The sequence below is a fragment of the Vibrio sp. 1F169 genome (assembly GCF_041439605.1).
In the GTDB taxonomy this organism is placed as follows: Bacteria; Pseudomonadota; Gammaproteobacteria; order Enterobacterales; family Vibrionaceae; genus Vibrio; species Vibrio tasmaniensis_A.
This window is the reverse complement of record NZ_JBGOOI010000035.1, coordinates 34,001-48,437: the sequence shown is the minus strand read 5'-3', so window position 1 is coordinate 48,437 and position 14,437 is coordinate 34,001. Positions and strand designations below refer to the sequence as shown.

General features: G+C 44.5%; 12 protein-coding genes. 8 read left to right on the top strand and 4 right to left on the bottom strand.

Translation table 11 applies throughout. The features are described from left to right. Window positions 1–171 precede the first annotated feature (171 nt). The 3 genes from pfkA to ACED53_RS14240 all read right to left on the bottom strand — a co-directional run bounded on the left by pfkA (window position 172) and on the right by ACED53_RS14240 (window position 3,032). Window positions 172–1,134 carry a 6-phosphofructokinase gene (gene pfkA, locus ACED53_RS14250; RefSeq protein WP_009848871.1) on the bottom strand — a complete coding sequence of 321 codons (963 nt, stop codon included), beginning with the start codon at window positions 1,132–1,134 and terminating at the stop codon, window positions 172–174. Window positions 1,135–1,450: 316 nt separating this feature from the next. Beyond that, the gene (fieF, locus tag ACED53_RS14245) at window positions 1,451–2,359 is read right to left on the bottom strand and encodes a CDF family cation-efflux transporter FieF (protein ID WP_029225530.1); all 909 of its coding nucleotides are present in this window, start codon (window positions 2,357–2,359) and stop codon (window positions 1,451–1,453) included. A gap of 163 nt (window positions 2,360–2,522) precedes the next feature. Beyond that, a complete protein-coding gene (locus ACED53_RS14240) occupies window positions 2,523–3,032 on the bottom strand; it encodes a CpxP family protein (RefSeq protein ID WP_012604971.1) in 510 nt (169 codons plus the stop codon). 179 nt (window positions 3,033–3,211) lie between these two features. Here ACED53_RS14240 and ACED53_RS14235 point away from each other — a divergent pair, with 179 nt between their 5' ends. The 4 genes from ACED53_RS14235 (at window position 3,212) to trmL (ending at window position 6,531) form a co-directional block, all read left to right on the top strand. Then, on the top strand, window positions 3,212–3,901 hold the full coding sequence (locus ACED53_RS14235) for a response regulator (protein WP_017101332.1): 690 nt from the start codon (window positions 3,212–3,214) through the stop codon (window positions 3,899–3,901). Further along, complete coding sequence (gene cpxA, locus ACED53_RS14230; protein ID WP_012604972.1) at window positions 3,901–5,280, top strand: envelope stress sensor histidine kinase CpxA; 1,380 nt, start codon at window positions 3,901–3,903, stop codon at window positions 5,278–5,280. The genes ACED53_RS14235 and cpxA overlap by 1 nt, the downstream gene beginning before the upstream one ends. A gap of 76 nt (window positions 5,281–5,356) precedes the next feature. Beyond that, window positions 5,357–5,974 (top strand): superoxide dismutase, encoded by a 618-nt coding sequence (locus tag ACED53_RS14225; protein WP_012604973.1) that lies wholly within the window; start codon window positions 5,357–5,359, stop codon window positions 5,972–5,974. A gap of 77 nt (window positions 5,975–6,051) precedes the next feature. After that, window positions 6,052–6,531, top strand: coding sequence for a tRNA (uridine(34)/cytosine(34)/5-carboxymethylaminomethyluridine(34)-2'-O)-methyltransferase TrmL (gene trmL / locus ACED53_RS14220; protein WP_009844716.1), 480 nt, complete (start codon window positions 6,052–6,054; stop codon window positions 6,529–6,531). 120 nt (window positions 6,532–6,651) lie between these two features. Here the strand turns inward: trmL and ACED53_RS14215 are convergent, their stop codons facing one another. Next, the gene (locus ACED53_RS14215; protein ID WP_012604974.1) at window positions 6,652–7,176 is read right to left on the bottom strand and encodes an FxsA family protein; all 525 of its coding nucleotides are present in this window, start codon (window positions 7,174–7,176) and stop codon (window positions 6,652–6,654) included. A 284-nt stretch (window positions 7,177–7,460) separates the two neighbouring features. Between ACED53_RS14215 and aspA the strand changes: the two genes are divergently transcribed. The 4 genes from aspA to arcA all read left to right on the top strand — a co-directional run bounded on the left by aspA (window position 7,461) and on the right by arcA (window position 14,387). Next, on the top strand, window positions 7,461–8,912 hold the full coding sequence (aspA, locus tag ACED53_RS14210) for an aspartate ammonia-lyase (RefSeq protein WP_009844714.1): 1,452 nt from the start codon (window positions 7,461–7,463) through the stop codon (window positions 8,910–8,912). A gap of 181 nt (window positions 8,913–9,093) precedes the next feature. Further along, entirely contained in the window at window positions 9,094–10,401 is a 1,308-nt protein-coding gene (locus ACED53_RS14205) for an anaerobic C4-dicarboxylate transporter (RefSeq protein WP_017101331.1), read from the top strand. A gap of 510 nt (window positions 10,402–10,911) precedes the next feature. Next, complete coding sequence (locus ACED53_RS14200) at window positions 10,912–12,360, top strand: YfcC family protein (RefSeq protein ID WP_017101330.1); 1,449 nt, start codon at window positions 10,912–10,914, stop codon at window positions 12,358–12,360. Window positions 12,361–13,163: 803 nt separating this feature from the next. Next, entirely contained in the window at window positions 13,164–14,387 is a 1,224-nt protein-coding gene (arcA, locus tag ACED53_RS14195; protein ID WP_009844709.1) for an arginine deiminase, read from the top strand. Window positions 14,388–14,437 lie beyond the last annotated feature (50 nt).

The window sequence follows — 14,437 nt, the reverse complement described above, 5'->3', positions numbered from 1 at the left end:
CCACAACGGTATGCTAAGAACAAAAATGCCGTTCACTCTTAAGTGAACGGCATTAAACTTAGGTTGGCCTTTTTTGTGCCTGCCGTTTGTGAAAACTCAAACGACAGGCACAAAAAAACCGCTGAACAATCAGCGGTTTTTAATATTTTTTAAGCGAACGCTAAGCTTGGCTTAGAATAACTCTTCTGCAACGCGGAACAACTCAGAACGGTCTGGGTTCTGCATGTTCTCGATACAGTCGATGATATCGTGGTGAACAAGAGCTTCTTTCTCGATACCAACACAACGACCACCTTGACCTTCTTGAAGAAGGTGAACGGCGTAGTTGCCCATACGAGAAGCTAAAACACGGTCAAATGCAGTAGGACGACCACCACGTTGAATGTGACCAAGAACGGTTGCGCGAGTCTCACGACCTGTTGCCGTTTCAATCTCTTTAGCCAGTTCGTTCGCGTCCATCATTAGCTCAGTTAGAGCGATAATTGCGTGCTTCTTACCTTTCGCAATACCATCTTGGATATTGCTGATTAGCTGATCTTTATCTAGGCCAGTCTCAGGTGTAATGATGTACTCACAACCACCCGCGATTGCTGACATAAGCGTAAGGTCACCACAGTGACGGCCCATGATTTCAACAATAGAAATACGTTGGTGAGAAGAAGACGTATCACGTAGACGGTCGATTGAATCGATAACAGTGTTAAGCGCAGTTAGGTAACCGATAGTGTAATCAGTACCCGCGATATCATTATCGATTGTGCCAGGAAGACCGATACATGGGTAACCCATCTCAGTCAGTTTCTTAGCACCCATGTAAGAACCGTCACCACCGATAACAACAAGTGCTTCGATACCGTGCTTCTTAAGGTTCTCGATGCCTTTCTCACGAACAGCCACGTCTTTGAACTCAGGGAAACGTGCAGAACCTAAGAAAGTACCACCACGGTTGATCACGTCAGATACGCTTGAACGGTCAAGCTTTTCGATACGGTCTTCCACAAGGCCTTGGTAGCCGTCGTAAATGCCGTAAACTTCAATGCCAACTGATAGCGCAGTACGAACTACACCGCGAACTGCTGCGTTCATGCCTGGAGCGTCACCACCACTGGTCAAAACACCGATCTTCTTAATCATGCTCACCCTCGATTTTTGGGAATCTATTATTCAATTCTTGTTCTTGCTGATTGTATATCAACAAGATTTTAAATCTATATTTGTACGTTATGTTACATTTCCTCAACAGGAATAGCACTTAAATCACGTAAAATTATGTAACATTTCTACTTCTGTAAGAGTATTACAGTTTTACTCAATAACTTTGTTGATTCACATCAGAATCAACATTAATTGTTACTAAGGTGATTTTTGAATCACCTTTGAGTTAGCAATTTTTACTCACTTTAGTTCAAAAGCCATTCACTTGCCATTTACTGCCTAATTTTTAGACGCATTACCATGAGTGAAATTTCTGCTGCTTCTCTGGGCCAAATACGACCGAATATGGATCTTGATGAATTAATACATCAGCATCAGGGAACACTGAAATAAGCTTTTCCTCTACTTCGTCAGAAATGCGGTGTGCTTCAATCAGTGGGATATTATCTTCGAGTTCTAAATGCAATTGAATGAAACGAACAGGCCCAGAACGGCGCGTTCTTAGTTGATGTACACCCAGTACCCCTTCCACACTCAACGATGCCTCTTTAATTTGCTTGAGCTCTTCATCGGGTAGCTTGTGATCAAGTAGAGATTGCACCGCTTCCATCGCCATTTGGTAAGCACTGTAAAGAATGTAGATGCCGATACCAATCGCGAATACCGAGTCTGCTTGACCGATACCAAACCAGCTCAGTGCTAGCGCCAGCATAATCGCCGCATTCATATAGAGGTCAGATTGATAATGCAGTGAGTCAGCCGCAATGGCTTGGCTACCCGTTTTGCTCACAACATGCTTTTGGAATCGAACCAAACCGAAGGTCATGACCATTGCGAACAAGCTGACATAAATACCAATTTCAGGAGAGTTCAGCTCATGCGGTCGGAAGAAACGTTCAATACCGTTAAGAATAAGGAAACAAGCTGAACCAGAAATAAACATCGCTTGTGCTAATGCAGCAAGAGATTCGGCCTTGCCATGACCAAAGGTATGTTCTTTATCAGCTGGCTGCAGAGAGTAACGAACCACCACAAGGTTAACGACAGAAGCGGCGATATCCAACAGTGAGTCAACGACAGAAGCTAATAAACTGACTGAGCCTGTCACCCACCACGCTGCAACCTTCACAACCAATAATATGGAGGCAATGATGGTGGCAGCCCAAGCGGCGAGCGTAACTAAACGTGCGTATTCTTGTTTCATAAATTGGCTATAAAGTGACTGATAGCACAAAGTATAACCCGCAAAACACCGATTGAATATGACAGCTAGGATCTAATACATTCATTTTAAAGATCAAAAAAAGCGGCACTAGGCCGCTTCTTTCTAAACACTTTCAATCAATCCAGCTTTTTCAAACCATGAATTACTTGTCTTTGTTCATGCGTTTTTCCATTTTGTCCGCACATTTAGCCATGCGATCTTGCTGGATTTCTTTCAGTTGAGTCTTCTGTTCAGGTGTTAGTACGCTCATCATTTGATGTTGCTTCTTCAGCATGGTTAAACGACGCTCTGTTTGCTTCTCTACCATTTGGCTTGCTAGGTCGTTTGCCGCCGCTTCATCAAAGGTATCGGCTAGAACTAAATCTTGAACTTTCTCGTGGTGCGCTTTCATCTGCGCCATCTTGTCCGCTTTATTACCTGAATGCTTTGCTTTCATCTCAGCACGGTTCGCTTCACGCATCTCTTTTAGCTCTGCTTTTTGAGCATCCGTCAGATCCAGTTGACGCATCACTTTTTTGTCAAAGCCGCCACACTTGCCATGCATGCCTTTGTGGTCACCTTTATCGCCACCGCCATATGCGAACGCGCTTGCTGTACCTAACATAAGTGGAAGTGCCGCAGCTACTAGTACAAGTTTCTTAGTCATTTTCATAATTTTTGCCTCAATTCGGTATAATCAGTCATGTGTTGCGTTTGTTTTCAGCGCTTAGATATAGATTAGTCTTTCCCTCGTAAAGCGACGTTTAGAAAGCGTAAAGAATCGTAAAGAGTGAAAGTTGACGAATAATTAGCAGTATTATTAACCTATAAACAACTGATTAAGGCTTCCCAATGGCGAACATTCTTCTTATTGATGACGACTCCGAGCTAACCGGCTTACTTAAAGACATACTGAGCTTTGAGGGATTCACTGTTTCCGAAGCCAACGACGGCTATGCGGGGTTGGAAGCTATCAATGATGAGATAGATTTGATTCTTTTGGACGTGATGATGCCGCGCCTTAACGGTATGGAAACGCTAAAGAAACTAAGAGAAAATTGGGAAACGCCAGTACTGATGCTGACAGCTAAAGGTGAAGAGATCGACCGTGTTATTGGCCTTGAGCTTGGCGCAGATGATTACTTGCCAAAGCCTTTCAGTGACCGAGAGCTGCTCGCTCGTATTCGTGCCATCTTACGTAGAACGCAGATCAACACCGCACCTAAAGCAACCAGTGATAAGGTTCAATATCAAGACATTGAAGTGTTCCCCGGCAAGCAAGAAGCTTATTGTAATGGCCAGCTTATCGATCTTACCACCACCGAGTTCGCTTTGCTGAGTCACCTAATCCAGAACCCAGGGCAAGTGATCACCAAGGAAGCGTTGAGTTTGGATGTGCTGGGCAAAAGGCTTGCAGCGTTTGACCGTGCGATAGACATGCACATATCCAACCTACGTAAAAAAATCCCAGAACGCAGTGACGGTAAATCTCGCATCAAAACCTTACGAGGCCGTGGCTACTTATTGGTAGAGGAAGATTAATGCGTATACCTAAAATCACCAGCTTATATGGACGTATCTTTGCTATCTTTTGGTTCACCATGTTACTGGTGCTTTTGTCGGTACTGTCACTTCCCCATTTAGACCCGCGAGTGGCGCGCGATGTGCCTGCCGATCATCTCGATAAACTCGAACGTATCGCTAAATTCACAGAAAAGCGCTACGCCAAAGAATCTAACCTGGGAAAAATAGTGTTCCAACTTGAGGCACCGCGTAGCCGCAAGGATTCTCGTGCTCGTATTTACCTGACCGACCTTGAAGGCGCTGTCCTTACATCGAAAAGACACTCAAATTACAAACTTAAAGCGATTCGTAATTTTGTTACCTCGATAGATAACCCTGAATTACCCAAGCAAAAGTTATACGGACATTACATGGTAGCAGGGCCAGTCCCTATCACACTCGCTGGAGAAGAATTACTGATGTATGCCGGAGTAAAATGGAACCAACCTCCTCCATTTTTGCTGCGCTTATTTGATAGACCTTTACAACTGTTGCTTGCGGTAATGCTAGCAAGTACCCCACTGCTATTATGGTTAGCTTGGGCATTGAGCCAACCAGCTCGTAGGCTTGAACGCGCAGCACAACGTGTGGCGAAAGGTCAGTTTGAGGTCGATCCCACACTCGAAAAAGGCACCTCAGAATTCAGACAAGCGGGTGAGAGCTTTAACCAAATGGTCGAAGCAGTGAACCAGATGATCTCAGGGCAACAACGCCTACTTTCAGATATCTCACACGAGCTACGATCGCCATTGACCCGCCTACGCATGGCGAATGCACTTGCGATTCGTAAACAAGGTGAGAGCCAAGAGTTAGAACGTATTGATATGGAAGCTCAGCGGTTAGAGCAAATGATCAGTGAGCTACTGACGCTATCACGCATGCAGGTCGACAGCCATATTACTCGTGAGGTTCAGCCTATTTCGAGCTTATGGGAAGAGATTTTAAAAGATGCAGAATTTGAAGCTGAACAGATGGGTAAATTACTGACGTTTTCAGAGATCCCAGACCGTTCTATTTCGGGTAACCCTAAGCTACTGATGAGTGCCTTGGACAATATTACGCGCAATGCTATCTACTACGGTAAAGACCAAGTCGATGTGCAATTCGATGTTGTCCAAGATCGGCTGACGATTTGCGTCAATGATAATGGCGATGGTGTGCCTGATGACGAACTGGATTCTATCTTTAGACCTTTCTACCGAGTTTCAACGGCGCGAGATCGTAACTCTGGCGGCACAGGGCTTGGCCTAACCATTACAGAGAGTGCGATTCGTCAACACAGCGGAACCATCACTGCAAGCCGTAGCCAGCTCGGTGGATTACAACTCAAAATCACCCTGCCTATCCTGCCAGTGTAATACCCCTACAAAGATCACAGTTGATAATGATTTCCATTATCATTATGGTAAGTCCTCTAATTAAGGAGGATTTACCATGTCACACTCTTTTCCTGCTCTACCCTACGCCTACGACGCCCTAGAACCTTACATTGACGCTAAGACGATGGAAGTGCACTACAGCAAGCACCATAGAACCTACTACGATAAGTTTGTTGCGGCGATTTCTGGCAGTGAACTTGAGCAGCAATCTCTGACCGAGATCTTCGCTAACATCTCTCAGCACAGCCCTGCCGTTCGCAACAATGGCGGCGGTTACTACAACCATATTTTATATTGGAACTGCATGGCTCAAGATGGCGGGGGTGAACCAGCAGGTAAACTTGGCGACGCGATCCAAAGTACTTTCGGAGATTTCGAGACGTTCCAAGATCAGTTCGCTCAAGCGGCAATCAATACCTTCGGTTCAGGCTTTGCTTGGTTGGTAGTAGAAGAAGGACAACTGAAAATCATCTCGACCTCAAACCAAGACAACCCGTGGATGGATACCATCGCCAGCAACGGTGAGCCGATTCTTGCACTGGATGTCTGGGAACACGCCTACTACATCAGCTACCAAAACCGTCGCCCTGATTACATCAATGCATGGTGGAACGTGGTGAATTGGAATGCGGTTTCTGAAAACTACGCACAAGCACTCGCGAATAAAGCGTAAGCCAATGGTGGTGAACTGTACTCACTCAGCTTGCCACCGTATACTCTGGCTATCTTTGATTATTCTTGTGAACCAACATGTTTGATATCGCTCTATACGAACCTGAAATTGCGCCCAATACGGGTAACATCATCCGCCTATGTGCTAACTGCGGCGCAAACCTGCACCTGATTGAGCCGCTTGGCTTTGATTTTGAAGAGAAGAAAGTTCGTCGTGCTGGCTTGGATTACCACGATCTAGCGCGTGTTAAGCGTCACAAGAACCTAGAAGCCTTTCTTGAGTATCTAGAGAATGAACGCGAGGGTGACTTCCGCATCTTTGCTTGCACGACAAAGACCACAGGTCACCACGTGGATGCGAAATTCCAACAAGGTGATGTGTTGATGTTTGGCCCTGAGACACGTGGCCTGCCTGCAGAGTTCATCGAAAGCATGCCAATGGAACAACGCATTCGTATTCCAATGATGCCAGATGCGCGTAGCCTCAACCTATCTAACGCGGTTGCTATTATTGCATTCGAAGCGTGGCGACAAATGGGCTTTGAAGGCGCGGTATAACCGAACGCTCCTCCCCTGCTAGCAATAAAAAAGGCTCTTACCATTATCACTTTCTTGCGAAGGATAAAGGTAAGAGCCTTTTCTGTTTTCCCTCTATATAAAGAAGAGAGAAAAAACGGACTAGTTTAAGCGGTTACGATCGTTGTCATCGTCTTTCTTCTCAAACTCACCTTCAAAGGTGTTACCGTCTTTTGATTGATCTGATGGGTCGCGATTAAATGGGTCTTGTCCAAATGGACTCTGACCAAAACCAGCCTGTCCACCCGCATGGAAACCGCCAGACATATTGGTCACCACCATTTTTTCCATCATTTTCTTAGCAATCATCGCTCTTGGTGCTGGTAGCAATACCAACATACCGAGTGCGTCCGTCATAAAGCCAGGAGTCAGCAGCAATACACCAGCAACCGCAAGCATCACGCCTTCAAGAATCTGTTGTGCTGGCATTTCGCCTTGTTGTAATCGACCTTGCACAGACATAAGTGTTTGAATGCCTTGGCTACGAACAAGCGATGCACCAACAAATGCAGTAATCAAAACCAACGCAATAGTTGGCCACAATCCTAAGAAGCCACCAACTTGAATAAATAGCCCAATCTCAATGATGGGTACGAAGATAAAGAGTAATAATAAGATAGGAAACACACGCCCTCCTTTGTTACATCCAGTTTACGCTGAAAGCCCTATCAATCTCAAATTTATCCTGTAAATAAGCGTGTTTATTGACCGAGAATAACTTTGCAAAATATTGACGAAACAAAACCGAAAAAGGTGATCAACTTAATATTTTTATGCGCTAAGTACAGTATCATGTGCCACATAAGTCAGGACGGATTTATCAGCCCAATATTCTAGCGAACGGAGTATTTGCACACAGAATAGGCTAATAACTAACTATATAATCAGAATAATTCTCTAAGGATCCTGTTATGGCTAATCTATCAGAAGCTCAAGTTGAAGCTCCTCAAGCTACTCGTCTCGAAGAAGATCTACTAGGTCAACGTCATGTTCCGGCTGATGCTTACTACGGCATCCACACTCTACGCGCAGTTGAAAACTTCAACATCTCAAATGTAACGATCTCAGATGTACCTGAATTCGTTCGCGGTATGGTGATGACAAAGAAAGCAGCGGCTTTAGCAAACAAAGAGTTAGGTGTAATCCCAAGCGAAGTAGCTAAATACATCATCGAAGCTTGTGACCTCATTCTAGACACTGGCAAGTGCATGGATCAGTTCCCATCGGATGTATTCCAAGGTGGTGCTGGTACTTCTGTAAACATGAATGCTAACGAAGTTGTGGCAAACGTTGCACTTGAACTTATGGGCAAAGAAAAAGGCCAATATGAGTTCATCAACCCAAATGACCATGTAAACCGCAGCCAATCAACTAACTGTGCTTACCCTACGGGTTTCCGTATCTCTGTGTACAACAGCGTTCGTAAACTGATTGACGCTATCGAATACCTAAAAGGTGCATTCGAGCTTAAGAGCCAAGAATTCAACACAATCCTGAAGATGGGTCGTACTCAACTTCAAGATGCTGTTCCAATGACGGTTGGCCAAGAGTTCCACGCTTGGGCTGTAACCATCAATGAAGAAATCAAAAACCTAGAATACACTTCAAAGCTATTGCTTGAAGTTAACCTAGGCGCAACGGCTATCGGTACAGGTCTGAATGCAGCACCGGGTTACCAAGGCCTAGCAGTTAAACACCTAGCGGAAGTAACTGGCCTAGAGTGTGTAGCGGCTGAAGATCTTATCGAAGCAACATCTGACTGTGGCGCATACGTAATGACGCACGGTGCACTTAAGCGCCTAGCGGTTAAACTGTCTAAGATTTGTAACGACTTACGCCTTCTTTCTTCAGGCCCACGCACTGGCTTTAACGAACTAAACCTACCTGAACTGCAAGCTGGCTCTTCAATCATGCCAGCTAAAGTAAACCCAGTTGTGCCTGAAGTAGTAAACCAAGTTTGCTTTAAAGTTCTAGGTAACGACAACACGGTTTCTTTCGCGGCAGAAGGCGGTCAGCTTCAACTGAACGTAATGGAACCTGTTATCGCACAAAGCATGTTTGAGTCTCTAGACATTCTAACAAACGCATGTGTGAACCTACGCGACAAGTGTGTAGACGGCATTACTGTGAACAAAGAAGTGTGTGAATCTCACGTATTTAACTCTATCGGTATCGTCACTTACCTAAACCCATACATTGGCCACCACGAGGGTGATGTTGTTGGTAAGATCTGTGCTGAAACAGGTAAAAGCGTTCGTGATGTAGTTCTAGAACGCGGGTTATTAACCGAAGAGGAACTTGATGACATTTTCTCTGTTGAAAATTTGATGCATCCTCAGTATAAAGCAAAACGCTACGAATAACGTTAGCGAAAAAGGGCTCCAAACGGAGCCCTTTTTTAGGCTCCAATACGGTTAACCATGTTAATTTTGTGGGTTTCTGTTGGTTGCACTTTTGCGAAATAGAATCTAAACCATAGAACTATTATGTGAACATTCCAGCGGCGAATGTTCACATAATAAAATCTAAAATGAGGTGTTACTTATGATTGCAGTAGAACTATTTATCGTCCTGCTCTTTATCTTTTTGGGGGCCAGAATTGGCGGTATCGGTATTGGTTTTGCCGGTGGTGCTGGTGTTATTGCCCTTTCACTGATTCTTGGCGTTCCAACAAGCCAGTCTTTCATCCCGATCGACGTAATCTTGATCATCATGTCGGTTATCACCGCAATTGCTGCTATGCAGGTTGCGGGCGGTATGGACTGGTTGGTACAAATTGCAGAAAACTTTTTGCGTAAACACCCTGAACGCATCACCTTTTACGCGCCGATTGTGACCTTTGTAATGACACTAATGGCCGGTACTGGTCACACAGCATTCTCTACGCTTCCTGTAATCGCAGAAGTAGCGAAAGGCCAAGGTGTTCGTCCTTCTCGTCCACTGTCTATCGCAGTTGTCGCCTCTCAAATTGCTATCACAGCTTCGCCAATCTCGGCTGCCGTTGTCGCTTTCGCAGCAATGCTGGCACCCTTTGGTGTTGATTACCTAACGCTATTGATGGTTTGTATCCCAACAACCTTCATCGCTTGTATGGTTGGTGCGGTTGTTGCTAACTACATGGGTAGCGAACTGAAAGACGATCCTGTTTACCAAGAACGTCTAGAGAAAGGTCTAATCAAACTGGCGACAGAAGAGAAGCGTGAAATTCTACCAACAGCGAAGAGAGCAACGTACATCTTCCTAGCAGCGATTGGTTTCGTGGTTTGCTACGCAGCGGCTATCTCTAGCTCTGTTGGCCTAATTGAAAACCCAGCGCTTGGTCGTAACGAAGCGATCATGTCTGTGATGCTAGCAGCAGCAGCGGCTATCGTGATGTTCACTAAGATTGATGCTGCGAAGATTTCTTCAGCGCCAACATTCCGCTCTGGTATGACAGCGTGTGTTTGTGTACTTGGTGTAGCTTGGTTAGGTTCAACGTTTGTAAACGCACACGTTGCTGAGATCAAAGACGTAGCAGGTGCTCTACTGGCTGACTACCCATGGATGCTGGCTCTTGTTTTGTTCTTCGCTTCTATGCTGCTTTACTCTCAAGGCGCAACAACAGTTGCACTAATGCCAGCAGCTCTAGCGATTGGCGTAGCACCACTAACAGCCGTGGCTTCTTTTGCTGCAGTAAGTGCACTGTTCGTACTTCCAACTTACCCTACGCTACTGGCAGCGGTTGAGATGGATGACACAGGCTCAACGCGTATTGGTAAGTACGTATTTAATCACCCATTCTTCATTCCTGGTGTGGTAACAATCAGTACAGCGGTTGCACTCGGCTTCGCATTTGGCGGCCTATTCATCTAGTAATCACTAATGTTCTAAACTAAAAAAGGAAGCTTCGGCTTCCTTTTTTGTTTTCTGCTCAATGTGTTATTTGATACACGTCAAATAACCGTTATAAAATTCAAAAACCAACTAAAAATAAAGTTTGAATAAAATTCCAGGATTATTCAGGCCATTAATTAGGAATGCCTACCCAGTCAATCTCCCTTTGATTTACCGTCATCCCCATCGAATATTAATCCAAGCTAACTAACCAAAAAACCTTGCCAATTTTCTGCCATTTTTCAGCCCTTTCATTAGCCATTATTTTTGTGAACAGCACCAAACTTAAATACTTACGTAAGGAATAAAATAACCGCAGCTAAATTAAATCTAACTTTATTTGGATTGGTAAATATAAAAACAACCTTAATTTAAAGTCAGCAACTTTATATCGTTGAGTGCTTTATAAGTGTCCGTGTATTTACAATCTATAAATCATTAGTCGCTAATTCACATCACTTCTATTTAAGATGATGTAAGGAGATAGCCATGACAACTCAAACGATACCAAGCGAGAAAAAAAAGGGCGGCTTCTTTGCCAACTTTAAATTTCCTTCTGCCTACACCATTCTATTTATTCTGATTGCGTTCGTCGCGCTGCTTACCTGGATTGTTCCAGCAGGCCAATACGACCGTGCAATGAATGAAGAGCTAGGCCGAGAAGTACCCGTAACCGGAACCTATCAAGCGGTAGAAGGTAACCCTCAAGGCGTGATTGATGTACTGCTAGCGCCTATTGATGGCTTCTACGACCACAATAGCTATGAAGCCGCGGCTATCGACGTTTCGCTGTTCATCTTAATCATTGGTGGCTTCTTAGGGCTAGTAACCAAAACGGGTGCCATTGATGCTGGCATCGAGCGCGTTACCGCCCGCTTAGAGGGGCGAGAAGAGTTGATGATACCGATACTGATGGCATTGTTTGCCGCTGGCGGTACCGTCTACGGCATGGCGGAAGAATCACTGCCATTCTATACATTACTAGTACCAGTAATGATGGCAGCTCGCTTTGACCCTCTAGTTGCGGCTGCGACGGTATTGCTTGGCGCGGGCATTGGGGTGCTAGGCTCTACCATTAACCCATTCGCGACCGTTATTGCTGCCAACGCCTCTGGTATTCCATTTACCGACGGTATCGCGCTGCGTATTGGAATGCTGATTATTGGTTGGGGTATCTGTGTCGCCTACGTCATGCACTACGCAAGAATGGTACAAGCCGATCCAACAACATCGATTGTTTACGACAAATACGAAGAGAACAAAGCGCACTTCCTTGGCAACGCAAGTGGTGAAAAACTGGAGTTCACCGCGACTCGCAAACTGATCCTGGCCATTTTTGGTGGCTCTTTCGCTGTCATGATTTACGGTGTATCCGTTGCTGGATGGTGGATGGCAGAGATCTCCGCGATGTTCTTAGCAGCGACTATTATTGTCGGTATTGTGTCTCGCATGAGCGAGGAAGAGTTCACAACTAGCTTCATTGACGGTGCTCGAGACCTACTGGGCGTTGCGCTTATCATAGGTATCGCACGTGGTATCGTAGTCGTAATGGACCGCGGTATGATCACCGACACTATTCTTTTCTCAGCAGAACAAATGGTGACTGGCCTTTCTTCAGTTGTCTTCATTAACGTGATGTTCTTCTTAGAAATTCTACTGTCATTCTTAGTACCTTCGACCTCTGGTCTAGCAGTGCTGACTATGCCAATCATGGCGCCATTAGCCGATTTTGCTGGCGTAGGTCGTGACCTTGTTATCACCGCTTACCAATCTGCATCTGGCTTGGTCAACTTAATCACTCCAACCTCTGCAGTGGTAATGGGCGGCTTGGCGATTGCTCGTGTCCCTTACGTGCGCTGGGTTAAATGGGTGATGCCATTAATCGGAATCTTGATGGTGTTCTGCATCGTTGTACTAAGTATTGGTGCGCTTATCTAAAACCTACACACCACCTTCTCGTTCAAAGCCGCTTTCTTAGCGGCTTTTTTATTGCTATCTCCCTCAGAGCCAGTCCCAAAACAACCTCACGAGCTGCACACACTCTATTTTAAGCCTCTCTATAGCCAACCTCATCAGCCAACCTTAAACAACCCAAGGACACCTTCGACAAAGCGTAAATCAACGTTTTAACATTGATGTTAAGGCTAATAAAAAACAATCCATTCCTCTCCATTATGTTTATAAAGATATTTAGTCATTTATTAACGTTAATTATATTTAAAGTTATTCACCTTGTAATAACCAAAGGGGAAATAAAAGCTATTTTTTTAGAAAACTGGCTTAAAAAAACCAATTATAAAGTGTGACCACAACAGCTTTATTCGCATTTATTTTGTTAATAAATAATTAATTTCACATCCAAAATTAAATATCTAAATAGAAACTTTGCATACTTCCAAGCTAAGTACATTCTTATCAATAAAACTATTATGCATATAATCCCTAACAATTTTGATTCTAGGAAGGTTCATCAAAAAAGCGTGCATAAAGTTCCCTAACAGCTAACTATTTAGAATGTAATCGTCATGACTAAAAGTGCATAAAGTTTGTTAAAACCCTTAATTTTAAAGGGCTGCGGGATAAAAAACGATTTGTGATAGATCTCTAAGAATACCTGAGTAGCAGGCGTAATATTAATTCCAGACAAGAGATATGAATAAAATAATTCATTATTCTCCACTGAAAATAAATAATTACTCTTAGCGATAAAAGTAATTCAAATATATAAGAGAGAGACGATCATGAGTAAGTTCTATGTAGGTTCTGAAATAGGTCAATTGCGCCGTGTTCTAGTTCACCGCCCAAGACGCGCACTGACTCACCTAACACCCTCTAACTGTCACGATTTACTATTTGATGACGTACTGGCTGTTGAGCGCGCAGGTAAAGAGCATGACGCATTTACTAAAACGCTACGTGATCAGGGTGTTGAAGTTCTTCTTCTTACTGACCTACTAGCAGACACACTAGCAGTGCCAGAAGCGAAAGACTGGCTACTAAGCTGCCAGGTATCTGATTACCGTTTGGGTAAAACATTCGCTAATGATGTGCGCTGCTACTTGGGCGACTTACCAAACTTAGAGCTAGCAAAAATCCTAACGGGCGGTCTGTCTTACGCTGAAATGCCAATGAAATCATCTTCAATGATGCAAGGCATGCACGCACCAACTGACTTCATTATCGAACCTCTACCAAACCACCTATTTACTCGTGACACATCTTGCTGGGTATACGGTGGCGTATCTATCAACCCGATGGCGAAACCTGCTCGTCAACGTGAAACAAACCACGTTCGCGCTATTTACCGCTGGCACCCAACATTCGCAGGCGAAGACTTCATTAAATACTTCGGTGATGAAGAAAACATCAACTACGACAACTCAACAATCGAAGGTGGTGACGTTCTTGTTCTCGGCCGTGGCGCGGTTCTTATCGGTATGTCTGAGCGTACAACAGCACAAGGTGTTGAACACTTAGCGTCTAGCCTATTCAAACACGGTCAAGCGACACAAGTTATCGCAATGCAGCTACCAAAACACCGTTCTTGCATGCACTTAGACACCGTGATGACTCACATGAACGAAGATACGTTCTCTGTTTACCCTGAAGTGGTAAGTAAAGACGTGCAGTGCTGGAACCTAACTGGCGATGAGTCAGGCGCAGTGAAAGTGAAAGAAGAAGGCTACTTCGTAACAGCTATCGAGAAAGCACTTGGCGTAGACAAGCTAAACCTAATCACAACGGGTGGCGACAACTTCCATGCAGAACGTGAGCAGTGGAACGATGCAAACAACGTTCTAACGGTTAAACCTGGCGTTGTTATTGGCTACGAAGGCAACACATACACCAACGAAAAATACGACAAAGCAGGCATCACGGTTCTTCCGATTCCAGGAGACGAACTTGGTCGCGGTCGCGGTGGTGCACGCTGCATGAGCTGCCCAATTGAGCGTGATGGTATCTAATCACTAAGACGAAACGGCCAAGTTGAACGACCTTAAATAATCTCAACTTG